Origin of the sequence: Mucilaginibacter yixingensis, assembly GCF_041080815.1 — a bacterium.
GTDB classification, from domain to species: domain Bacteria; phylum Bacteroidota; class Bacteroidia; order Sphingobacteriales; family Sphingobacteriaceae; genus Mucilaginibacter; species Mucilaginibacter yixingensis.
This window is the reverse complement of record NZ_CP160205.1, coordinates 902,789-924,234: the sequence shown is the minus strand read 5'-3', so window position 1 is coordinate 924,234 and position 21,446 is coordinate 902,789. Positions and strand designations below refer to the sequence as shown.

At 46.2% G+C, this 21,446-nt stretch carries 19 protein-coding genes; 4 read left to right on the top strand and 15 right to left on the bottom strand.

Features of this window, described 5'->3' with window-relative positions; all coding sequences use genetic code 11:
• Window positions 1–59: 59 nt before the first annotated feature.
• The 13 genes from murD to ABZR88_RS03830 form a co-directional block, all read right to left on the bottom strand.
• Entirely contained in the window at window positions 60–1,451 is a 1,392-nt protein-coding gene (gene murD, locus ABZR88_RS03890; RefSeq protein ID WP_107829874.1) for a UDP-N-acetylmuramoyl-L-alanine--D-glutamate ligase, read from the bottom strand.
• Window positions 1,452–1,499: 48 nt separating this feature from the next.
• Window positions 1,500–2,738, bottom strand: a complete 1,239-nt coding sequence (gene mraY, locus ABZR88_RS03885) for a phospho-N-acetylmuramoyl-pentapeptide-transferase (protein WP_107829873.1) — start codon at window positions 2,736–2,738, stop codon at window positions 1,500–1,502.
• A 12-nt stretch (window positions 2,739–2,750) separates the two neighbouring features.
• Window positions 2,751–4,211 carry a UDP-N-acetylmuramoyl-L-alanyl-D-glutamate--2,6-diaminopimelate ligase gene (locus tag ABZR88_RS03880; RefSeq protein ID WP_107829871.1) on the bottom strand — a complete coding sequence of 487 codons (1,461 nt, stop codon included), beginning with the start codon at window positions 4,209–4,211 and terminating at the stop codon, window positions 2,751–2,753.
• Window positions 4,208–6,364 carry a penicillin-binding protein gene (locus tag ABZR88_RS03875; RefSeq protein ID WP_107829869.1) on the bottom strand — a complete coding sequence of 719 codons (2,157 nt, stop codon included), beginning with the start codon at window positions 6,362–6,364 and terminating at the stop codon, window positions 4,208–4,210. Before ABZR88_RS03875 ends, ABZR88_RS03880 begins: the two co-directional genes overlap by 4 nt.
• A complete protein-coding gene (locus tag ABZR88_RS03870) occupies window positions 6,361–6,786 on the bottom strand; it encodes an FtsL-like putative cell division protein (RefSeq protein ID WP_107829867.1) in 426 nt (141 codons plus the stop codon). The genes ABZR88_RS03875 and ABZR88_RS03870 overlap by 4 nt, the downstream gene beginning before the upstream one ends.
• On the bottom strand, window positions 6,783–7,685 hold the full coding sequence (gene rsmH, locus ABZR88_RS03865) for a 16S rRNA (cytosine(1402)-N(4))-methyltransferase RsmH (RefSeq protein ID WP_107829865.1): 903 nt from the start codon (window positions 7,683–7,685) through the stop codon (window positions 6,783–6,785). Before rsmH ends, ABZR88_RS03870 begins: the two co-directional genes overlap by 4 nt.
• On the bottom strand, window positions 7,678–8,154 hold the full coding sequence (locus ABZR88_RS03860; protein WP_107829863.1) for a division/cell wall cluster transcriptional repressor MraZ: 477 nt from the start codon (window positions 8,152–8,154) through the stop codon (window positions 7,678–7,680). Before ABZR88_RS03860 ends, rsmH begins: the two co-directional genes overlap by 8 nt.
• 588 nt (window positions 8,155–8,742) lie before the next feature.
• Window positions 8,743–10,635 carry an ATP-dependent DNA helicase RecQ gene (locus tag ABZR88_RS03855; RefSeq protein WP_107829859.1) on the bottom strand — a complete coding sequence of 631 codons (1,893 nt, stop codon included), beginning with the start codon at window positions 10,633–10,635 and terminating at the stop codon, window positions 8,743–8,745.
• Window positions 10,632–11,393, bottom strand: coding sequence for a hypothetical protein (locus tag ABZR88_RS03850; protein WP_107829857.1), 762 nt, complete (start codon window positions 11,391–11,393; stop codon window positions 10,632–10,634). Before ABZR88_RS03850 ends, ABZR88_RS03855 begins: the two co-directional genes overlap by 4 nt.
• 115 nt (window positions 11,394–11,508) lie before the next feature.
• Entirely contained in the window at window positions 11,509–12,501 is a 993-nt protein-coding gene (locus tag ABZR88_RS03845) for a hypothetical protein (protein WP_107829855.1), read from the bottom strand.
• An 86-nt stretch (window positions 12,502–12,587) separates the two neighbouring features.
• The gene (locus ABZR88_RS03840; RefSeq protein ID WP_107829853.1) at window positions 12,588–12,734 is read right to left on the bottom strand and encodes a lmo0937 family membrane protein; all 147 of its coding nucleotides are present in this window, start codon (window positions 12,732–12,734) and stop codon (window positions 12,588–12,590) included.
• A 130-nt stretch (window positions 12,735–12,864) separates the two neighbouring features.
• Window positions 12,865–13,086 carry a DUF2795 domain-containing protein gene (locus tag ABZR88_RS03835; RefSeq protein ID WP_002996718.1) on the bottom strand — a complete coding sequence of 74 codons (222 nt, stop codon included), beginning with the start codon at window positions 13,084–13,086 and terminating at the stop codon, window positions 12,865–12,867.
• A gap of 81 nt (window positions 13,087–13,167) precedes the next feature.
• Window positions 13,168–13,716 carry a cob(I)yrinic acid a,c-diamide adenosyltransferase gene (locus ABZR88_RS03830; protein WP_107829851.1) on the bottom strand — a complete coding sequence of 183 codons (549 nt, stop codon included), beginning with the start codon at window positions 13,714–13,716 and terminating at the stop codon, window positions 13,168–13,170.
• A 96-nt stretch (window positions 13,717–13,812) separates the two neighbouring features.
• On the opposite strand from ABZR88_RS03830, the gene ABZR88_RS03825 reads away from it, so the two are divergent.
• Together ABZR88_RS03825 and ABZR88_RS03820 are read left to right on the top strand one after the other, a co-directional pair.
• Window positions 13,813–14,811, top strand: a complete 999-nt coding sequence (locus tag ABZR88_RS03825) for a chitinase (protein ID WP_107829849.1) — start codon at window positions 13,813–13,815, stop codon at window positions 14,809–14,811.
• Window positions 14,812–15,007: 196 nt separating this feature from the next.
• Window positions 15,008–15,625, top strand: coding sequence for a DUF4142 domain-containing protein (locus ABZR88_RS03820; protein WP_107829847.1), 618 nt, complete (start codon window positions 15,008–15,010; stop codon window positions 15,623–15,625).
• Window positions 15,626–15,887: 262 nt separating this feature from the next.
• On the opposite strand, the gene ABZR88_RS03815 is transcribed toward ABZR88_RS03820, so the two are convergent.
• Complete coding sequence (locus tag ABZR88_RS03815; protein ID WP_170113644.1) at window positions 15,888–17,693, bottom strand: ATP-binding protein; 1,806 nt, start codon at window positions 17,691–17,693, stop codon at window positions 15,888–15,890.
• A 68-nt stretch (window positions 17,694–17,761) separates the two neighbouring features.
• Window positions 17,762–20,410 (bottom strand): valine--tRNA ligase, encoded by a 2,649-nt coding sequence (locus ABZR88_RS03810; protein ID WP_107829843.1) that lies wholly within the window; start codon window positions 20,408–20,410, stop codon window positions 17,762–17,764.
• Between the two features lie 75 nt (window positions 20,411–20,485).
• Here ABZR88_RS03810 and ABZR88_RS03805 point away from each other — a divergent pair, with 75 nt between their 5' ends.
• Both ABZR88_RS03805 and ABZR88_RS03800 read left to right on the top strand, forming a co-directional pair.
• Window positions 20,486–20,980: an antitoxin Xre/MbcA/ParS toxin-binding domain-containing protein gene (locus ABZR88_RS03805; protein WP_245917084.1), complete on the top strand. Its 495-nt coding sequence runs from the start codon at window positions 20,486–20,488 to the stop codon at window positions 20,978–20,980.
• Window positions 20,981–20,984: 4 nt separating this feature from the next.
• Window positions 20,985–21,443, top strand: a complete 459-nt coding sequence (locus ABZR88_RS03800) for an RES family NAD+ phosphorylase (RefSeq protein ID WP_107829841.1) — start codon at window positions 20,985–20,987, stop codon at window positions 21,441–21,443.
• Window positions 21,444–21,446: the final 3 nt, after the last annotated feature.

Sequence of the window (21,446 nt, the reverse complement as noted above, 5' to 3'; positions counted from 1 at the left end):
TAAGCTTGCGGCCTGTCCTGCGGGTTCCCGAAACAAGTTCGGGATGACCAATCTCTTTCTTACAGCTCCAGCACTGCTGCTTTAAACTGCCTGCCCCTGTCTTCATAATTGGTAAACAGGTCAAAGCTGGCACAAGCTGGTGATAGCAGCACGGTATCACCTTTTTTAGCCAGGTGATAGGCTATTTGCACGGCTTCTGCGGCAGAGGTGGTGTTTACCATTACCTCTACGTCGTTCTCAAAAGCATCGTGAATACGTTTATTGTCTTTACCCAGGCAAACGATGGCTTTTACCTTCTGCTTTACCAGATCGCGCAGCATATCATAATCGTTGCCTTTGTCAACACCACCCAAAATAAGCACTACATCCGGGGTCATGCTTTCCAGCGCGTACCAGGTTGAGTTTACGTTGGTAGCTTTCGAGTCGTTAATGAAACTGATACCCGATATTTTGGCCACAAACTCCAGGCGGTGCTCTATGTTTTTAAAGCTGCCCATGCTTTCGCGAATTGATTTATCGCGAATTTCCAGCACTCGTGCAGTGATGCCTGATGCCATAGAGTTGTAAACGTTGTGCCTGCCCTGCAGTGCCAGTTCTGAAATTGACATTGAAAATTCTTCCCCGTTAGTGTTTATAATGATGTTGTTGTTATCGTCCATATATGCTCCTCTCTCCACTTGTTTTTCTATAGTAAAAGGTATTAGTTGCGATTTAAACTCTCTTTGCTCCATGCCCTTCACCGTCTCCGGATCATCGGCGCAGTAAATAAAATAATCGGCGGCGGTTTGGTTCTGCGCAATGCGAAACTTGGAGGCCACGTAGTTCTCCATTTTATAATCGTACCGGTCCAGATGATCTGGCGTGATATTTAGCAACACCGCTATATCTGCCTTGAACTGGTACATGTCATCCAGCATAAAGCTGCTGACCTCCAGTACATACACATCAAACTTTTCAGTAGCCACCTGGTAAGCAAAGCTTTTGCCTATGTTACCGGCCAGGCCCACGTTCAAGCCTGCTTCTTTCAGGATATGATATGTCAGGCTGGTGGTGGTAGTCTTACCGTTTGAGCCGGTTATGCACACCATCTTGGCATCTGTATATCTACCGGCAAACTCAATCTCCCCAATAATTGGCGTACCCTGTGCACGCAGCTTTTTTACTATCGGTGCTTTCTCGGGGATGCCCGGACTCTTAATTACTTCTACCGCACCTAGTATCTCGCTTTCAGTATGACCACCCTCTTCAAAGCGGATGCTCCATTCCTGCAACTGTTGTTTATACTTATCGGCTATCTGCCCAAAGTCGCTCACAAACACATCATAGCCCTGCTGTTTGGCCAGGTAAGCTGCGCCTACCCCGCTTTCGCCGGCACCGAGAATACAAATAAGCCCCCCAGCCCCCTGAAGGGGGAGTTTTTGTGCGGCTGTATTTTGGCTACTCTCGGTCATTTGTTAATTCTTTGTTCCTCCTCCCCCTTCAGGGGGCCGGTGGGCTTATTATCTCAATTTCAAAGTGATCATCGTTATAATGGCCAGCATAATGCAGATGATCCAGAACCTGGTTACAATTTTGGCTTCATGGAAGCCTTTCTTTTGATAATGGTGATGCAGCGGCGCCATCAGGAAGATGCGTCGGCCTTCGCCAAATTTCTTTTTGGTGTATTTAAACCATGATACCTGCATAATTACCGACAGGTTTTCTACCACAAACACGCCACACAGCAACGGCAACATCAACTCTTTACGAATCATAATGGCAAACACCGCAATGATACCGCCGATAGCCAGACTGCCGGTATCGCCCATAAATACCTGCGCCGGGTACTGGTTGTACCACAAGAAACCAACGCAAGCCCCCACAAATGCGCCGGCAAAAATTACCAGCTCGCCCGAGTTGGGGATGTACATAATGTTCAGGTAGTCGGCAATTACCGTGTTACCCGATACGTAGGCCAGGATGGCCAGCACCAAACCAATAATGGCCGAAGTACCCGTCGCCAGGCCGTCAATCCCGTCGGTTATATTAGCACCGTTGGAGATGAACGTGATGATGAAGATCACCACAACCATAAATACCAGCAGCGTATAATGCTCGTAACCGGGGATAAACTTGATCACTTTGCCGTAATCAAACTCATTGTTCTTGTAGAACGGCATGGTGGTTTTGGTAGATTTGATATCCTGCGTATACACCTGGGTGTTACCCTTCATGTGGTACTGCACCGGCAGATCATATTTAACCGGCAGTTTTACTTCCTGACGGATGATGATGTTGCTGTTGAAATACATGGTCCACCCAACGATGATGGCCAAACCTACCTGACCGATAATTTTGAACTTACCCGCCAGTCCTTCTTTATTCTTTTTAAATACCTTGATGTAATCGTCCAGGAAACCGATGGCGCCCAACCAAACTGTGGTTACAATCATCAGCAGCACGTACACGTTATCCAGCTTGGCAAACAATAGCGTTGGGATCAGGATACCCGCCAGAATGATGAGACCGCCCATAGTTGGGGTACCGGCTTTTTGCATCTGACCTTCCAAACCCAGGTTACGCACGGTTTCACCTACTTGTTTAAAGCGCAGGTAATCAATCAATCGGCGGCCATATACCGTAGTAATAACCAGCGACACAATAACCGCCATAGCCATACGGAACGTAATGTATTGAAATACACCCGCCCCCGGTATGTTGTAGTTTTTGTCCAAGAAGTTAAACAAGTAGTATAGCATGTTTTCCTCTTTTTAGTTTAACAGATTAAACTGTTCAGTTAACTCTTCTTTATCATCAAAGTGATTTCTCACTCCCTTTATCTCCTGGTATTTCTCGTGACCTTTGCCAGCCAGCAGAATAATATCGCCCGGTTTTGCCAGGTGACAGGCAGTTTTAATGGCCTCTCGTCTATCCACTATACTGATGGTTTTGCGTTTGTTGGCAGCGGTTACACCGGCTTCCATCTCGCGGATGATCTGTTCAGGATCTTCCGAGCGCGGGTTGTCTGATGTCAGGATCACTTTATCGCTCCACTCACAGGCCATTGATGCCATTACGGGGCGTTTGGTTTTATCACGATCGCCACCGCAACCTATAATGGTGATTACCTGTTCATTGCCCTTACGCAGGTCATGAATGGTGGTCAGCACATTTTGCACGGCGTCTGGCGTATGTGCGTAATCTATGATGCCCACAATTTTGGAGGGCGAAATAACGTAATCAAACCGACCTTCAGCACCTGTCAGGCCACTTAAACTTACTAACACTTTTGAGCGATCCTGATCCAGCAATAATGCCGCCCCGTACACCGCAGCCAGGTTGTAAGCATTGAAGCTGCCAACCAGTTTAAACCACACCTCATCGCCATCAACATTCAGCAACAAACCATTAAACTCGTTTTCAAGCATTTTCACCTTGAAATCGGCCATATTTTTCAGACCGTAAGTCTTTTTATGTGCACGTGTGTTTTGCAGCATCACGTTACCGTTGCGGTCATCCACGTTGGTCAGCGCAAAAGCATTTTTAGGCAAACTGTCAAAGAACGCTTTCTTGGCATCGCGATAAGCGTCAAAAGTTTTATGATAATCCAGGTGATCATGCGTCAGGTTGGTGAAAATACCGCCTGAGAATTTCAACCCTTCTATCCTGTGCTGCGCAACTGCGTGCGAGCTTACTTCCATAAAACAATAATCGCAGCCCTGATCTACCATATCCCTCAGCAGGCTGTTGAGCGCTACCGGATCGGGCGTGGTATGCGTTGCCGGGATCACTTTGCCGTTGATCTGATTTTCAACTGTTGATAGTAAACCAACTTTATAACCCAGCTCGCGGAATAGTTTATAAAGCAACGTTGCTACCGTAGTTTTTCCGTTGGTACCGGTTACACCCACTAGCTTCAGTTCGTCTGAGGGGCGATCGTAAAAGTTGGCCGCCACAATACCCAATGCAATGGCCGAGTTGGCCACCATCAAATAATCAGCCTCGCTGGCAGTATGGCCTGGCAGCTCTTCGCAGATCACTGCTGCAGCGCCCTGCTTTACGGCTTGCTCTATATAATCGTGTCCGTCTACCGCGGTGCCCTTTACGGCAACAAACAAACAGCCGGGGACCACCTTGCGCGAGTCGAACACAATGCAGCTGATCTCTACATCGGCACTTCCCTGCAATTCGGTAAAGGCCAGTCCTGTCAGTAAATCGCTTAAATACTTCATTGCAGTTGTATTGAAATCCTTGTTCCTTTTTTTGCTGCTGTACCCGCCGCAACCGACTGGCCAACAACTACCCCACTACCTTGCGAGCTTACTTTGTAGCCCGCGTTACCCAGCACATAAAGCGCATCGCTCAGGCTCATACCGCTAACAGACGGCACGGTGCCTGCTTTATATTTCGACTCATCAAATACCAGGCCGCCGCTGGTATCTACCCCAGTAGCCTGCGCATTGGTTGATGCATACAGTGGCTTGATGCCCAATTTGTTGTACACCTGTTTAACAGCGCCGTAATTACCGTTCTTAACCTTCGGCATTTCGGTGTTACCCACCAGACGCTCCGGTTGTTTATGGTTAATGTCCATATCATTAGCATACACGCGGTCTGCTATTTTACGGAACACCGGACCAGCTACCCAAGCCGCCAAATGCGAGCCCACGCGCGGGTTATGAATTACCACGATCATCGAATATTTTGGATGATCTGCCGGGAAATAACCACAGAACGATGCCTGGTGCTCATTTTTTGCGCCATAACCGGCGGCGCCGTTTGCTATCTGTGCCGTACCCGTTTTACCGGCAACGCTGTACAGCTTATTTTTGATAACCAGTTTACCGGTACCTTCTAACACCACACCTTCCAACATACCACGCACTTTAGCCAGCGTTGCATCAGAGCAAACTTTTGGATTGATGACCCGCGCATGAAAACGCTCTACAGTGTTACCCATCCTTCTAATCTCCCGCACAAATACCGGTGCAATCATTTTACCATTGTTAGCTACCGAGTTATAGAAAGTCAGCATCTGCAACGGCGTTAGCTTTGACTCATAGCCATAAGCAATTTGCCAGAGCGATTGCAGCTTGTTCCAATCAACCGAACGGGTAGTTTTTATTCTTGGTTTACCTTCGCCCGGTATCTGCAAGCTATCTTTCTCGTTCAAGCGATAGCTGTACAGCTTGTCAATGAACTTCTGCGGATTATCGTGATACGCGTTATAAACAAACCTTGCAGCCGCCACGTTAGACGACTCTTCAAAAGCTCGCTTAGCACTCAGCATTGATCCCGGATCTTCCGCATCCCTGATATGCAGCACCACTTTGCCATTACGCGGATTGGTTACCTCGAACCTTCCGTGCTGCGCATCAACCATGCTGCTGGTATCAATTTTATGATCGTCAATCAGCGACATGTATGAGGCCAATTTAAAGGTAGAACCCGGCTCTGCCGATTGCGCAATAGCATAGTTCATCCGCTCCTCATAAGTTCCTTTTGTGGTGCGGGTATAATTAGCAATAGCCCGAACCTCACCGGTAGCCACTTCCATCAGCACTACGGTACCAAAATCGGCCTGGGTACTGTCCAGTTGTTTTTTCAAAACTTTCTGGGCCACATCCTGCAGGTTTACATCGATGGTAGACATAATATCTGCACCATCTTTAGCTGCAACCTCGTCTTCATCATTCACCGGCATCCAGATGCCACCGGCTATGCGATGCATCAGGCGCTTGCCGTTCTCACCCTCTATGTAATCAGCATAAGCACCTTCCAACCCTACGTTGATCGGCTTTTTATCCTTGGTATCGGTCATTTTGTAACCGATGGTACGCAGCGCCATCGACTGGAACGGATGCATACGTTTGTTCTTTTCTACAACGATCAGTCCGCCTTTGTATTTACCCATACGGATAATAGGAAACTGCCTGATCTGTTTCAGTTGGCGATACGATACCTTGGCTTTATTCAACAACACATAACGTGCGCTATCTGAACGGGCCGAACGCAGCATACGCTCATAATCGCGAGCTGACCGATCCTGGAAAAATTTTGACAGACACAGCGCCAGCGAGTCTACTTTTTCATTAAAGAAAGCATCGCCTTTTTTGCTATCATCAATAGCCGCAGCCAGCATATCCATGTGCAGCTCATATTCAGGCACCGATGTTGCCAGCAGGCTGCCGTCAACCGCAAGGATGTTGCCGCGCGCCGCCTCTACGTTTACATATTTGGTAGACAAGCTATCGGCCATGGCACGCCATTTTTTGCCCTGCACCATCTGCACGCGGCAAAGCTGCACCACTACAGCCAAAGCAAACAGCAAAATCAGGCCAAAGGCCAGATATGCACGCAATAAGATGTTAGCCCTGATATTCATTGCTCACCCTCCTTTACTGTAATTTTATGAGGCGGTTCTACAGGCTCTTTCAGCCCAATCAATGAATCAGCCTGGGCAGACACCTGGCTTAAGGTACTTTTGTAAGCCAGCTCAGCCTTGGCCGATTTATATAAAGCGCTCAGCTCTTTAACTTCTTTACCCAGTTTATCAATATCGCGGATGTTATTCTCGGCCTGGTGCATATTCCAGATATACACCATACCCAGCGCCGCCAAAAACAGCACAAACGGCAGCGCACTGGTAGCCTTTTCGGTACTTACCAGTTCTTTGCTGAACAGCTGCGTTAAAAAGTTTTCAGGGACGTCTTTTTTTGCTTTAACTTTAACAGACTCCTCTGCCGCTTTTTCTGCCGCCAGCTCAGCTTCTTCTTCCTGAATTTCTGTACGTAAACGATTGGTCATTTCTTTACAGCTATTCTTAGTTTGGCACTGCGCGCCCGGTTATTAACTTTTATTTCTTCTTCTGATGCCGTAATCGCACCGCGACTAACCGCATCCAATGGTTTCTGATCGTTACCAAAAAGGTCTTTTTCTACCTCACCGCTAAATTTGCCTTTGGCGATGAAGTTTTTTACCAGCCTGTCTTCAAGCGAATGATATGACATCACCACCAGTCTGCCGCCCGGCGCCAGCACTTCTGCCGCCTGGGTCAAAAAATCTTTCAGCGCCTCCAGTTCCTGGTTTACCTCTATCCGCAGCGCCTGGAAAACCTGCGCCAGGTATTTATTCTCTTTACCACGCGGTATGAGCGATTGGATAGCATTCTTCAGATCGGCCACAGTATTGAGCTGCGCATTTAAGCGAGCAGTTACAATGGTTTTAGCCAGTGTTTTGGCATTCTGTATCTCGCCGTATATGCCAAAAATGCGATGCAAATCTGCCTCGGCATAAGTATTTACTACCTGTTTAGCACTCAACTCCGACGCCTGATTCATGCGCATATCCAGCTCCGCGTCAAAACGGATAGAGAAACCACGATCGGCTTCATCAAACTGGTGCGACGATACACCCAGATCTGCCAGTATACCATCCACCGGTACCGCATTATGCAAACGGCAAAAGTTTTTTAAGTAGCGAAAATTCTGATCTACAAACTCAAAGCGTTCATCTGCTATGATATTACGCTGCGCGTCCGCATCCTGATCAAAGGCCAGCAACCTACCATCTTCACCCAGATGCTTCATGATCTCGCGCGAGTGACCGCCACCACCAAAGGTGACATCTACATAGGTACCGTTAGGTTTAATATTCAACCCTTCGATACACTCCTGAAGCATTACAGGTACATGATAATTACTCATTTGCGCCCCCTTTCTTCAGGCCACCCAACAACTCCTCAATCTTCGCGTCCATATCATAATCTTCTTCAAGGCTTGCAGCGTGTGCTTTTTCTTCCCACAACTCAATACGATCTGGCTGACAACTCAACACCACATCAGCAGCGCTTGCCGCATTCAAACCAGCGTGATCACACAAAAATTTAGGGATCAACAATCTACCTGCACCATCCGGCTCTACCACTATCGCACTGTTGGTGTACCTCCTAATGAACTCACGATTTTCTCGAGAGTACTGATTCAGTTCCATCAGAGTATCCAGCTGGCGTTTCCACTCAGCCTTGGTAAAAATATCCAGATAGCCACCGCGCCCCTTGTTTATCACAAGCGGATCTTTCCCATCGCCCGGAAGCTGTTGCTTCAGACCTGAAGGGATAGCCAAGCGATTCTTGGTGTCTATCTTACAGAAATAATTACCTATAAAATACTCCATGTGTACACTACACCAGTTTGGTATGGTAAAACTAAACACATTTTTCTACTTTACTACACTTTCTCCCACTAAAAAGTTTTCAACAATTTCAATCTCTTTTGGGCAGTGCAAATAGCATCCTTTTTTAACTCATACTAAGGCAGTTATGAACTAATTTTCAAAGTGGTATAGATTTTAAAACGATGCATTGTTTTGCCCCGATTTCAGGCCGTGATTCAGTGAAAATCAGGCGTTAAAACTGGCAATTTCAGGCTAAGTGGAGGAAAGTGGCGAAGGTGGCAAAAGGGCCAATTTTTGAAGAAATTTGCCACCGGTGGAGGAAAGTGGAGGGTAAAATTCTGCGTATTTTCTTTGGATCGATGATTTTTCTGGTGATTTTTGGGAGTCTTTTACGCCTCTCACCGCTTGTCATTCCGAACGAACAAACGTGGGACGTTGCGGGTGGCGTGAGGAAGAATCTTAGACGCGTGATTAGTCGCAGGATCAACAAGCATGGGGGCTAAGATTTTTTCACTTCGTTCAAGAGAGTAGTTCTCCCGTTGGTCGAAATGACAAGATGATTAAAGAAATGAACTACAAACCATCACCTTAAACATAATACCGCTCCCCATCCGTCTTAATTTTACCGGCATCCAACAGCTGACGTAGCACGGCAATTTTTTCTTTATCGGTACCGGTGTGAGTAGTTCCAATCAAGTCGTCTAACTTTAAGGCCGATGTGCCGAGCAGACGCAGCAGTTCATCGGTAATATCATCATTGATGGATGAGGCATTTTGAGCGCGCTTTTCATCCAGACACACATCGCAAACACCGCATTTTGGCGCGTCTTGCTCATCAAAATAAGCTAACAGCATCTGGCTACGGCATCGACGGGTTTCAGCATACGCAAAAACGGCTTCCATTTTTTGGCGGTACACCATTTTGCGGTTGTCGATGTACTGACGATCAATCATCAGGTGCGTAGGCAACTGCCTTGGACGCGTCCAGGTTACCTGCGGCATATCTGTTTGGGGCAGATAGCTCAACACCCCAAAATCATGGAGTTGACGCAGGCCATCCAGCACTTGTTGTACACTCAGGCCGGTTTTACGGGCCAGGTCAAACTCGCGCAGGCGCACATAGTTCTCAAACGCGCCACCGTAGGTGCGCAGCATGGCTTTTATAAAAGTATCCCAGCCGCGGTTCTGCAACTGAAAATTATACAATTCCTCATGCGCCACCTCAAACCTAAAGCGCGACGGCAGGAAAACACTCTCGTTAAAAGCCAGATATTCATCGCGTTCCAGAAACTTCAGGGCATTCAGCGTTTTCACGGCATCCAGCTTAAAGCGACTGCAAAACTCGCCTATATCCAGGTCAAGACTCAACCCCTCCCCTGCCCCGTAAGCCAGTTGATAATAGTTGGCCAGGTAATGATAGGTCTGCTTGATCTCGTCTATCGACGGGAAGGCTGTCAGAAATTTCTTCTCCTGCCGATGACGATCTGCTTGATTATATAACAACACCGCATAAGCCTTTTGCTCATCCCGGCCGGCACGGCCGGCTTCCTGGTAATAAGCCTCTAAACTTTCGGGGGCATCTTTATGGATGACGAAACGCACATCTGGCTTATCAATCCCCATCCCAAAGGCGTTGGTGGCTACCATCACCCGTGTGCGATTGCTCTTCCAGGCTTCCTGCTTGGCGGCACGCTCATCGGCGCTGAGACCTGCGTGGTAATAATCAGTTTTTATTTTATGCGCATTGAGGTATTGTGCCAGCTCAAAGGTTTCCTTGCGACTGCGTACATAGACCAGTCCGCTGCCGTTTACACCGCGCACCACATCCAGCATCTTGCGCAGTTTATCCTCTTCAGGTTGCACCACGTAGGCCAGGTTTTTACGTTCAAAGCTTTTCTGGAAAACATTGGGTTGCTTAAACTGCAGCTTCTCCTGGATATCCTCGCGCACCTCAGCGGTAGCCGTAGCCGTTAACGCCAACACCGGTACTTTTGGATGCAGTACCCGCAGATCTGCCACATGCAGATAAGGTGGACGAAAATCATACCCCCATTGCGAGATACAGTGCGCCTCGTCAATGGCAAACAAATTGACGTTCATATACTTGATCCGTTCGCGCACCAGATCGCTCAGTAAACGCTCAGGCGAGAGGTAGAGAAATTTAATTGGACCATAAATACAATTATCCAACGCAATATCCACCTCGCGCTTGTTCATGCCCGATACAATGGCAATGGCCTGAATGCCCTTCGCCTTCAGGTTTTCTACCTGGTCTTTCATCAGCGCAATCAGCGGCGAGATCACAATACAAATCCCATCCTTTGCCAGTGCCGGCACCTGAAAACACACCGACTTACCCCCACCCGTAGGCAGCAGCGCCAAGGTATCATTAACCAGCAGCACACTCTGAATCACCTCTTCCTGTACCGGCCGGAAGTGATCGTGCCCCCAATAGTGTTTGAGTATCTCGTGGATGGTCATTTATCGAAGTAGCGTATTTTAAATTCCTTACCTGTCCACTCTAATATTTTAAGGCGGTTGTATTGACGACAAAGCGTATAACCTTTATAATCTTCAAGATTTGCCGAATTACCGATCAACATCCTACTATCCGGCTTATAGCTAACGCCGAAAAACCCCTCATCGGCTCCATAATTAATTTCTGAGAAGAATATCTTTCCATTAATGCGATTTACTATTGCAATATTTTCACATTCTGTACCACAACCCCATTCCACAATAGTGTAATGACCTGCAAAATTAACACCCGTATGCTTACAAGTGTACCTTATCCGGGTAATATAATTCTTTGCAGCGAGATCGGTGCCGAAATCTGGAGCGGCAAGCTTTCCTCTATAAATCTTTGCTTTGAATGCATCAAAGACAAACAGTGACTTATATCTTTTATAAACAGCTATCGCTGCGTCGCGATCGCCGTCCGTAAAAATGCGCTGATTATCGGCGTAAATTGTGTCATCACCAATCTTCCCACCGGAAGGCTTCCCTGTTATGGTAACATAAACCTGATACCCATCTGTTCGATAAGTGATCTTTTCTTTACTCCATTTAGAAGGAGCTTCATTTTTGGATATGAAACCTAACTTAAGTTTCTGCATTGATGAAAATAGCAGATCTCCATATTTATAAACATATATGGTATCTTTTACCTGCGCTTTAACAGACTGAGAGATGATTATCCATATCAGCAGCAATATTACACTTACACTTGTTTTCCTCATTATTAAGCACCCTTTAAGCTAGTCTATTCGCACCTTTTTAATTCATTTCACCAATTCTCTACCCCCAATTCCTTTATCCCCTTTCCATCCCAGTGGTAAAAAGTGGTAGTCTTGATCATACTTTTAAACTTGGCTGGTGGTTCTTTAAAATAACAGGTTGATTATTTTTATCTAATACGCTTTGGCCCTTTTGTGTGGTATACATCAGTATTTCATCGGCTGGCTTGCCATACGCATTCCACGCTTTAACGTAATAGGCGCTCCACTGCCAATGGTTATAAATATCGCCATCAATATAAAAACGCAGTACGCCGTCGTCGCCTTTGGCGGGCACGTAGAGTACGTTCTGTCGCAGACCATCGCCATCGTCGTAACCAATATTGGTTTGAGGAAAGGCAACCAATCCCGCTCCTCCATCGGCAATTAACTGGCTGGTTTGACCGCCGCCGCCGTACTCCATGTTTTCATCCACCCTTAGTAAGTAGCTTACGTTTTTCAGGGTCGTGTTTTTAATCGTGACCACGCTAAAATTACCGCTGTTATTTGCCGGGATGTCTACCTTGCTCAGTAATTGTTGGCGTTGCAGATCATACTTCAGCACCGCACGTACAGCACCGCCGGTATCTGTCCGGGTTGATATACCGATGAGATAGGTTACCTTCCGCACACTATCAGTAAAAGTAAACTTGGCGATGTTTTTCTCTGAGATGTAGCCCTGTTTCCCTTTTATCAGCACCTGATACCAGATACTGCTGGCATTGCTTAGGTAAGCCGGCTTATTGCCCGTTTTCACGGTATCTTTATAAGACCGCTCCACACGCCCTTTTATTTGGAGGGACGTCAGTATAGGCAGGGTGGTAAACTTATTTGATGCCGAATCTGGCTGTGTATAAACCGGACAGGGATACATTACCACAGGGTTTAGCATCTTATCGGCAACCGGGCTGCCATCTCCAGCATCTAACGGAAAAACCTTAAACGACGGCGCTTTTTTAACGGCAGACTGAGCCTGATGTTTAGTAGACTGACGACACGCCAACATCAGCATAAAAGCAAAACCCACCGCTATCCAAACAAAGACTGGTATTTTATAAACCGGTTGATACATGCCGCTGCAATATACTCTAAAGCCCGCAATAAAAACAAAAGAGCCACTATACCGCGGCTCTTTTGTTATGCGTTATGGCACTATACTCAGGCTCTGCGAATAACCCCCAGCAACAGTGCTATAATAGCTATAACCAGCAGGATGTGGATAATGCCACCTGCGTTGTAAAAGAAAAACCCAAACAGCCAGCCAATAACCAGGATAACTGCTATAATGTACAATAAACCTCTCATTTTGCTTAAGTTTTAGTTTGATATAATAGATGTACACCATATACCAAAACTCATTCCAAAGCTTTTTTTAAAGCACAAAAGCCTTGTTCTGCCGCGCAAAACAAGGCTTTAACGTACCAGAGTGCCCTTTTTAGTATTCGTCTTCGTTAAAAAAGAAATCGTCTTTTGTAGGGTAATCAGGCCATATTTCTTCAATATTTTCATACGGCTCGCCATCGTCTTCAAGAGCTTGCAAATTCTCAATAACCTCTACAGGTGCGCCAGAACGGATAGCGTAATCTATTAATTCGTCTTTTGTTGCAGGCCATGGTGCATCTTCAAGATGCGAAGCCAGTTCTAGAGTCCAATACATATTTCAGGTTCCTTATTTTAAAAGTTTGCAAAAGTATAAGATTTTTTATCTGATTATCAAATTATTTTTTCCATTTTTTAGTTACATCCTTGGCAGCCAAATATTTTCATTTACCTGCTGTGCATGCCCAACAGCGCGAGCCAGCGTAAACAGGTAATCGCTCAGGCGGTTCAGGTAAATAATCACTTGCTCTTCTACCGGGCTTTCTTCGGCCAAATGTACCGTAATACGCTCTGCGCGCCTGCAAACGCAGCGTGCAACGTGGCAGTAAGATACCGCATTGCTACCACCCGGCAAAATAAAATGTTTCAATGCCGGCAATTGTTTGTTCATCTCGTCCATCTCGTTTTCCAGCAGGAAAATGTCACCTTCGTGCAAATCCGGGATCTGCATTTTTGAGCGCTCCGGATCTGCTGCCAGTGTAGCGCCAATGGTAAACAACCTATCCTGCACCTGCTTCAAAACATCGCGATGATGCTCACCAATCTCCTGATCTCGGATCAACCCTACCCACGAGTTCAATTCATCTACCGTACCATAACTCTCAATACGAATGTGGTGCTTAGGCACACGCGTACCGCCTATTAGCGAGGTAAAGCCTTTGTCGCCGGTTTTGGTATAAATTTTCATAGCAATGCAATTAAATCAATTCCTGTCACATTTTGTTTTACCATACGTTGATTAATTCAAATATCATTTAATTTGAACATTGATAGCACCCCTCTTATGAAAAACAGATTATCAACTCCGGCAATCATCATCCTGTCGGCCATTTTAATGATCAGCATTAGCTGTGGTAACACCAGCAACAATGCGTCAAACCCATCAGCGGCTACTGCTCCGGCTAAGCCTAGCTTCAGCAAATTCATCAGCGAAAAACAGTTTAATGATCTTTTTCCGCTGCGCGATAAATTTTACACTTACGCCGCCTTTATCAAAGCGGTAGACGACCTGGGCAACATCAAGGTTAAAGTAACTAAACGGGCTACATCGGTTTACCAATTGATCCGTACCGATAAGCGCACCGGCAAAGCCGCCATTGTGCGCCAGGACGTTGACTGGAACGAGAACTGGGCCAAACAGAAACCCGACAGCGCCTACACCATTGATTACGGGGCCTTCTGTTCTGAAAAAGATGTGTTGACCAACAAGAAAGAACTGGCCGCCTTTTTTGCCCACATGGCGCATGAAACCCGCCACGGACAAAACGGCGTTTATAACGACGGCCTGATGTATACCCACGAGGTGAATACCAGCCTGCCCTACATTGCTGAAAGCGACGAGTACCCACCGGTTGCGGGAAAGAAATATTACGGTCGCGGACCGTTACAGCTCAGCTACAATGGCAACTACGGCTATGCCAGCGATTGTATTTTTGGCGATCATAAAATACTGCTCAACAACCCCGACCTGGTACAGAACGACCCGGTGGTGGCTTTTAAAGCTGCCATTTATTTCTGGATGACGCCGCAAACCCGCAAACCATCGGCCCATGATGTGATGATTGGCAAATGGCAACCCAACGCTGCCGACCACGTAGCAGGCCGTCAACCAGGCTTTGGTATGACCATCAACATTATTAACGGTGCTGTTGAATGCAACCAGGGCGATAACATGCCCAGCATGACCGACCGCATTGCCTACTATCAGCACTTTTTAAAAATGCTGAATGTGAAGGACGATAATTGCGCATGCTCTTGCGGCAAAATGCAGGCATACCAGTAATTATCACGTCATTGCGAGGAACGAAGCAATCTCTGTAAATGCTAATCAGATATGCATATCCGAACATCCTACGCAGAGATTGCTTCGTTCCTCGCAATGACGTAGTGGATATTTTGACTATAAATTTGCCTCTTTTCGATCTAGATTTTCTATTAGTCAACCAATAAATAAATCTGCATACTCCCACGTCAAGAACATGAAAACACCAATTAAGATCTATCTCACAGCAGCTGCATTCATCACTGCTTCAGCTTTTATGGGCTGCAGTAATTCTAAAACCAATAACGCCAGCTATGAGGCCGATACCGCCAACAAAGCGGCCATTGCCCACAAAGACACCACTGCCGATGGTCTAAAAGCAGATACCGCCAAAAAAAAACTGGACGATAAAGCGTCAAAATTTCTGGTAAAAGGCTGTGAGGCTAACATGTACGTAATTGAGCTGGGCGAAATGGCCGGCACACACGCCACCAACGCCGATGTTAAAGCATTTGGCGTCCAGATAGCCACTACCCACAAAGCCCTTAATACCGACATCTTGAAACAAGCGTTTAACGCCAGCTTTAAACTCCCCGGCGGTATAGATACAGACCACGCTAAAAAACTAAAAGACCTGGATAAAAAAAAGGGAGCAGACTTTGACAAAGCATTTCTTAGCACCGCCACAGACGCGATTAAGAAAACAGCCGATGACTATGGCGACGCACATCTGAACTTACCCCCAAGCAGCACCAAAGATTTGGCTAACGCGGCCATGGGTAAACTAGTAACCGAGCTTAACAATGCAGCAACGTTGCAGGGCTCTATAAAATAGCTTTTCTTAAAATGTAAAAAAGCGCCAACAATTCATCCAAAACATTGTTACCGCTTTCGATACATAGCCGACACTTCCATATTAAGAAAGACACTTCTCTTAACGAGATAGCCGGATTTAATGTCCGGCTATTTTTGTTTTGTTCTATTCCTAAATGTCATCCCGAACGATAGTGAGGGATCTTTTCGACAACACCCAACAGATCGCTCCGAAAAGATCTCTCCCGTTGGTCGAGATGACAACGGTTTAATAATAGTAAGCTTTATACGTGCTCAACCAGCGCAAAGATCTTTTCGCGTAGCTCATCGGGCTTAAATGGCTTTGAAACGTAATCATTCATGCCACTGCTGTAAACCTGGTCTTTGATATCAAACAATGCCGAGGCCGTAAGGGCAATGATTGGAATATTGGCCTTCTTAGGATCGGCCATTTTACGGATCTCTGCGGCGGCGTCAAACCCGTTCATGATTGGCATTTGCAGGTCCATCAGTATAATATTGAAGTTGCCGTATTGCACCAATTGAACAGCATGCTCGCCGTTATCGGCAAATGTTGGCACCACATCCCATTTGCTGAACAGCTTTTTCATCAGCATCACGTTAACCGGGTTATCCTCCGCAATCAATACCTGCAGGCCGCCAAGTGGGTCACCCCCATGTTGCTGAGGCAGCTCGGCTCTAATTTCGGTGGCACTCTTCTCGGTCGATACCGGAAACTCCATATTGAACGAGAACTCAGAACCAACGCCCAGTTTACTAGCCACGCGCATTTGTATGTTCTGCAGCTCCAGCAAACGCTTAACAATGGCCAAACCCAAACCGGTACCGCCATACTGACGGGTGGTGGTGATAGACTCCTGGGTAAACGGTTCAAATATCGAACCCAGGTTTTCCTCGGCTATACCAATGCCGGTATCTTTTACGCAGAAGTTAACGGTAAGCATGTTGTGCCTGTCGCCCATTGAGGTAACACGTACCCAAACACTGCCATCTTGTGTAAACTTAATGGCATTGCTCACCAGGTTAAAAATGATCTGGGTGATGCGGGTCGGGTCGCCAAAAATTACTTTATCGCGCAGGCTTGGATCTACATCAAGGTAAAACTTCAGGCCTTTCTCTTCTGCTTTAATAATCTGACCGCCGCAAATGTTATTTAGCAGTTCCAGTAAGCTAAAGCGTATTTTCTCAAATTCAACCTTACCAGATTCAATCTTGTTAAAGTCGAGCACATCGTTAACTATAGAGAGCAAGTTATTGGCCGAGAATTTCAGGATCTCCAGGTTATCCAGCTGATCTGCACGCGGGTTACTCATCATCAGCAGGTTACTCATGCCAATAACAGCATTAAGCGGCGTGCGGATCTCATGCGACATGGTAGACAAGAACTCCGATTTGGCCTGCGATGATTTCTCTGCCTTTTGGATCGAAATCTCATAAGCAGCATTTAATCTGCTTTGCTGCTCGCCGGTTTCTTTCAGCTTACGGATGTTATCTACAAACGCTTTATAAAAGTGACTGTGGATAAAGATGATCATGATGAAGTTGGCCAGGATGGTAATGATAATAGTACCCTGATCCACTTTCTCCGGCTTGAAAGACAACAGATAACTGTTGTTAAACTCAAACACCATGAAAGCTACCACCGGTATGAGGTTAGCCAGCGAATAGAACAAACCCCAACCCTGCCCCAGCATATAAAAACTAAACAGTACGCAAAGGATAATTACCTGTACCGCAATAATATCTACCGATTGGATGGTAACAAATACATCTATCAGATTAACAATGGTAGCCAGAATTAGCAGCGCATGCGAAGTAATATCCCAGCGCGATTGCCAGGTGAGGTATTTGAATAACAACGCGATAGCCGTAAGCAACGCCAGCGCCGTAAACGTTAGCACCGGCTGATGCTGAAAATAAATATTTACAGCAATAGCACTTAACGCCACAAAAGCCAGCATCAAACCGTAGTAAAGCAACCTGATGCGGGCCTGATCGAGCATAGATTGCTCATCAGTCAGCAGGCGCTTCAAACTAAAATTGAAAAATCCGGCGTTAGTGTTAGTCATTGGGGGCATCAACAGTTTTTAAATATAAACAAATATGTTATCAGTTGTTAATACCCCCATTATGGCAATTAGCTTGCCAGCGATGCCAGATTTTCTGTTATAATTTTAATTTTTGCCTCGGCGTCTGCTTTCTTTCTTTGCTCGTTCTCTACAATTTCAGGTTTGGCATTCTGCACAAACCGCTCGTTAGATAATTTGGCATTTACCGATTTGAGGAACCCATTAAGGTATTCCAGCTCTTTTTGCAACTTTTCAGTTTCGGCCTCAATGTCAATATTTTCGCTCAGCGGGATAAAGAACTCGTCGGTCATCACCAGGAACGAAGTTGCGCCAGATACTTTCTCGTCTACAAATTTTACTTCGCTGATGTTACCCAGCTTCTCAATAATGGGAAGGAATTGCCCATAATTTACCTTTGAGTTTATCTTAATCATCAGTGGCAAAGCCTCTTTGGGAGAAAGTTGCTTACTGCTGCGTGTATTCCTGATTTCGGTGATCAATTGTTTTACCAATTCAAAATCGGCCACCAACTGTTGATTATATTCCTCAACTTGAGGCATTTGCGCCACAATACAACAATCCATAACGCTTCTTTCCCCAAAAATTTCGTCGTGCCATAATTCTTCGGTCAGGAACGGCATAAACGGATGCAACAGCTTCAGAATGTTTTGGAAGATGGCAATAGTTTGCTTATAAGTAAACTCATCTATCGGCAATGACTTGCCATCGCGATACTCCGGCTTGATCATTTCCAGATACAGGGCACAGAAATCATCCCATACCAGTTTATAAGCCGCCATCAATGCGTCAGAAATACGGTATTGGCCAAAGCTTTCTTCAATCTCTGCAAGCGACTGATTAAACCTGCTGCCAAACCACTCTACAGCAGCTTCGTTATTAGCAGGCAAGCTATTATCAACCTCCCAGCCTTTTACCAGCCTGAAGGCGTTCCAAAGCTTATTGGCAAAATTACGGCCCTGCTCACAGTGGGTTTCATCAAACAGCAAGTCGTTACCTGCAGCTGATGATAGCAGCATACCTACACGCACACCGTCGGCTCCGTATTTCTCAATCAGATCTAACGGATCTGGCGAGTTGCCGAGTGTTTTAGACATTTTACGACCGATCTTATCGCGCACAATACCGGTGAGGTATACGTTCTTAAACGGAACCTCCTTGCGGAACTCGTGCCCGGCCATAATCATTCTGGCTACCCAGAAGAACAGGATATCCGGACCAGTTACCAGGTCGTTTGTTGGGTAATAATAGTTGATATCAGCATTGTTCGGATCTTTCAAACCATCAAATACCGAGATTGGCCATAACCATGACGAGAACCAGGTATCCAGCACGTCTTCGTCCTGGGCAATGTTCGCGTGCTCCTTACCTTCGTTGCTGAACTGCGCCTCGGCCTCAGCCTTGGTTTTAGCAATTACATACTGGCCTTTCTTATTATACCAGGCCGGTATTTGCTGTCCCCACCACAACTGTCGACTGATACACCAATCCTTCACGTTCTCCATCCAGTGGCGGTAGGTATTAATAAATTTATCAGGAATCAGCTTGATATCTCCTGCCAACACGTAATCCAGCGCAGGCTTGGCCATCTCTTCCATCTTGCAGAACCACTGCATAGAAAGTTTTGGCTCGATAACAGCATCAGTACGCTCGCTGAAACCAATTTGTGATTTATAATCTTCTACCTTTTCCAGTGAACCGGCTTCTTCCAGCATTACGGCTATTTTCTTACGGGCAGCAAAACGATCTACGCCTACCAGAATCTGCGCATTATCATTCAGCGTCCCGTCATCGTTCAAAATATCAATTACCGGCAGGTGGTGTTTCTGGCCCAGTTCATAGTCATTCAAATCGTGCGCCGGGGTAACCTTTAAACAGCCGGTACCAAAATCCATCTCTACGTAATCATCCAGAATGATCGGGATCTCGCGGTTAATCAACGGGATGAATACTTTTTTGCCATGCAGGTGCTTGTAGCGCTCATCATTCGGGTTGATACAGATGGCGCTATCGGCCATAATAGTTTCCGGGCGGGTGGTGGCGATGATGAGGAAGTCCGAAAGTCCGGAAGTCCGGAAGTCCGGACTAATAGCATAGCGTATATAATAAAGCTTCTGATTTACTTCTTTACGAATCACCTCTTCGTCAGACACCGCAGTTTTACCCTGCGGATCCCAGTTTACCATGCGCACGCCACGATAGATCAGGCCGCGGTTATAGAGGTGAATAAAAGTATCGATAACAGCTTCGCTCAGAGAATCTTCCATTGTAAAACGGGTACGATCCCAATCGCAGCTGGCACCTAATTTTTTAAGCTGATTTAAAATAATGCCACCGTATTTATCTTTCCACTCCCAGGCGTATTTTAAAAACTCCTGGCGGGTAAGGTCTTTCTTGCTGATACCGCGCTCTTTCAGCATGTTCACTACCTTGTTTTCGGTAGCGATGCTGGCGTGGTCTGTACCCGGTACCCAGCAGGCATTTTTGCCTTGCATACGGGCCCGACGAATGAGTACGTCTTGTATGGTATTATTGAGCATGTGGCCCATGTGCAGCACACCGGTAACGTTTGGCGGCGGGATGACAATGGTGTAAGGCTCGCGCTCATCGGGCACCGAGCGGAAGAAACCCTGCTCCATCCAGTAACTATACCACTTGTTCTCTGCGTCTTTAGGCTGATATTTTGTTGAAATGCTCATAGGCTGCAAAAATACGGTTTAAGAAAAAGAAGAAAAAATTTGATTTTCAGACAAAAGTGTAGTAAATTTGGATAAATGTCATACAAAGTAAAGCATACAGAACACAATCAGGTTAATGAGCCCATGGTAGCTTATATGGCACAAGGCATAGATAACTCATTTTACAGCCTGCTAAGCGGCATTAATACGGCTCGCTTCACCTCAGATTTTGATTTATTGAGCCTTACCCGCCAGGGATTGCCAAAAAAGGTTTTAACCGGCCTGGCCAAAAAAGTTTCTGTAACGCTGCAGGAGTTAGCCAATATTATGCACATCAATGAGCGCACTTTGCAACGCTATGATGATGAGGCCCTGGTAAAAACAGAGTACGCCGAAAAAGCAATTGAACTAGCCCGCCTGTATAGCCGCGGCGAAGAAGTATTTGGCACTATGGATAAATTTATCCGCTGGATGAAAACCCCTAGCCATGTGTTTCGTAACGAAACGCCTTTCTCTTTATTAGACACTTCCGTTGGTTTTGATATGGTACTCCGCGAGTTGGGCCGTATTGAGCACGGCATCTTTGCCTAAGCCTATGCAGCTTTACCGCATTGCCCGCAGCCTTTATGCTACCGATATGAGCGGCACCGGCGCGCGCCTTTACGGCGGCCGGTGGAACAACATTGGCCGCAGCATGGTTTACACGGCTTCATCCAGATCATTAGCTGTATTAGAAGTTTTGGTTCACTTGCCACCCACTATCATCCCCGATGATTTCAGGCTGATTACTTTTGATGCCCCCGATGATGTTTTTGAGCCGGATGTAAACACCTTCCCGCCCAACTGGGATACCTACCCCGAGCCAGACATCCTGAAACGCACGGGAGATTTCTTTCTGATACAAAACCAGCACTTGCTGATGAAAGTGCCAAGCGCTATTGTGAAGCAGGAATATAACTACCTGATCAATCCTGTACACGCCAAAGCGGGCAAGATCAAAGTAATAGCTAATGAGCCATTTACTTTTGATGAGCGATTATTGAAGGATCAGTAGGAG

Bases quoted from the DNA above. Each gene is read 5' to 3' on its own strand.
- ABZR88_RS03840 (WP_107829853.1), bottom strand. From the start codon at position 12,734: ATGAGAGGTTTATTGTACATTATAGCAGTTATCCTGGTTATTGGCTGG.
- ABZR88_RS03850 (WP_107829857.1), bottom strand. From the start codon at position 11,393: ATGAGGAAAACAAGTGTAAGTGTAATATTGCTGCTGATATGGATAATC.
- ABZR88_RS03805 (WP_245917084.1), top strand. From the start codon at position 20,486: ATGTCATACAAAGTAAAGCATACAGAACACAATCAGGTTAATGAGCCC.
- ABZR88_RS03810 (WP_107829843.1), bottom strand. From the start codon at position 20,410: ATGAGCATTTCAACAAAATATCAGCCTAAAGACGCAGAGAACAAGTGG.
- ABZR88_RS03825 (WP_107829849.1), top strand. From the start codon at position 13,813: ATGAAAAACAGATTATCAACTCCGGCAATCATCATCCTGTCGGCCATT.
- ABZR88_RS03815 (WP_170113644.1), bottom strand. From the start codon at position 17,693: ATGACTAACACTAACGCCGGATTTTTCAATTTTAGTTTGAAGCGCCTG.
- murD (WP_107829874.1), bottom strand. From the start codon at position 1,451: ATGACCGAGAGTAGCCAAAATACAGCCGCACAAAAACTCCCCCTTCAG.
- ABZR88_RS03845 (WP_107829855.1), bottom strand. From the start codon at position 12,501: ATGTATCAACCGGTTTATAAAATACCAGTCTTTGTTTGGATAGCGGTG.
- mraY (WP_107829873.1), bottom strand. From the start codon at position 2,738: ATGCTATACTACTTGTTTAACTTCTTGGACAAAAACTACAACATACCG.
- ABZR88_RS03855 (WP_107829859.1), bottom strand. From the start codon at position 10,635: ATGACCATCCACGAGATACTCAAACACTATTGGGGGCACGATCACTTC.
- ABZR88_RS03820 (WP_107829847.1), top strand. From the start codon at position 15,008: ATGAAAACACCAATTAAGATCTATCTCACAGCAGCTGCATTCATCACT.
- ABZR88_RS03880 (WP_107829871.1), bottom strand. From the start codon at position 4,211: ATGAAGTATTTAAGCGATTTACTGACAGGACTGGCCTTTACCGAATTG.
- ABZR88_RS03800 (WP_107829841.1), top strand. From the start codon at position 20,985: ATGCAGCTTTACCGCATTGCCCGCAGCCTTTATGCTACCGATATGAGC.
- ABZR88_RS03870 (WP_107829867.1), bottom strand. From the start codon at position 6,786: ATGACCAATCGTTTACGTACAGAAATTCAGGAAGAAGAAGCTGAGCTG.
- ABZR88_RS03830 (WP_107829851.1), bottom strand. From the start codon at position 13,716: ATGAAAATTTATACCAAAACCGGCGACAAAGGCTTTACCTCGCTAATA.
- ABZR88_RS03860 (WP_107829863.1), bottom strand. From the start codon at position 8,154: ATGGAGTATTTTATAGGTAATTATTTCTGTAAGATAGACACCAAGAAT.
- ABZR88_RS03835 (WP_002996718.1), bottom strand. From the start codon at position 13,086: ATGTATTGGACTCTAGAACTGGCTTCGCATCTTGAAGATGCACCATGG.
- ABZR88_RS03875 (WP_107829869.1), bottom strand. From the start codon at position 6,364: ATGAATATCAGGGCTAACATCTTATTGCGTGCATATCTGGCCTTTGGC.
- rsmH (WP_107829865.1), bottom strand. From the start codon at position 7,685: ATGAGTAATTATCATGTACCTGTAATGCTTCAGGAGTGTATCGAAGGG.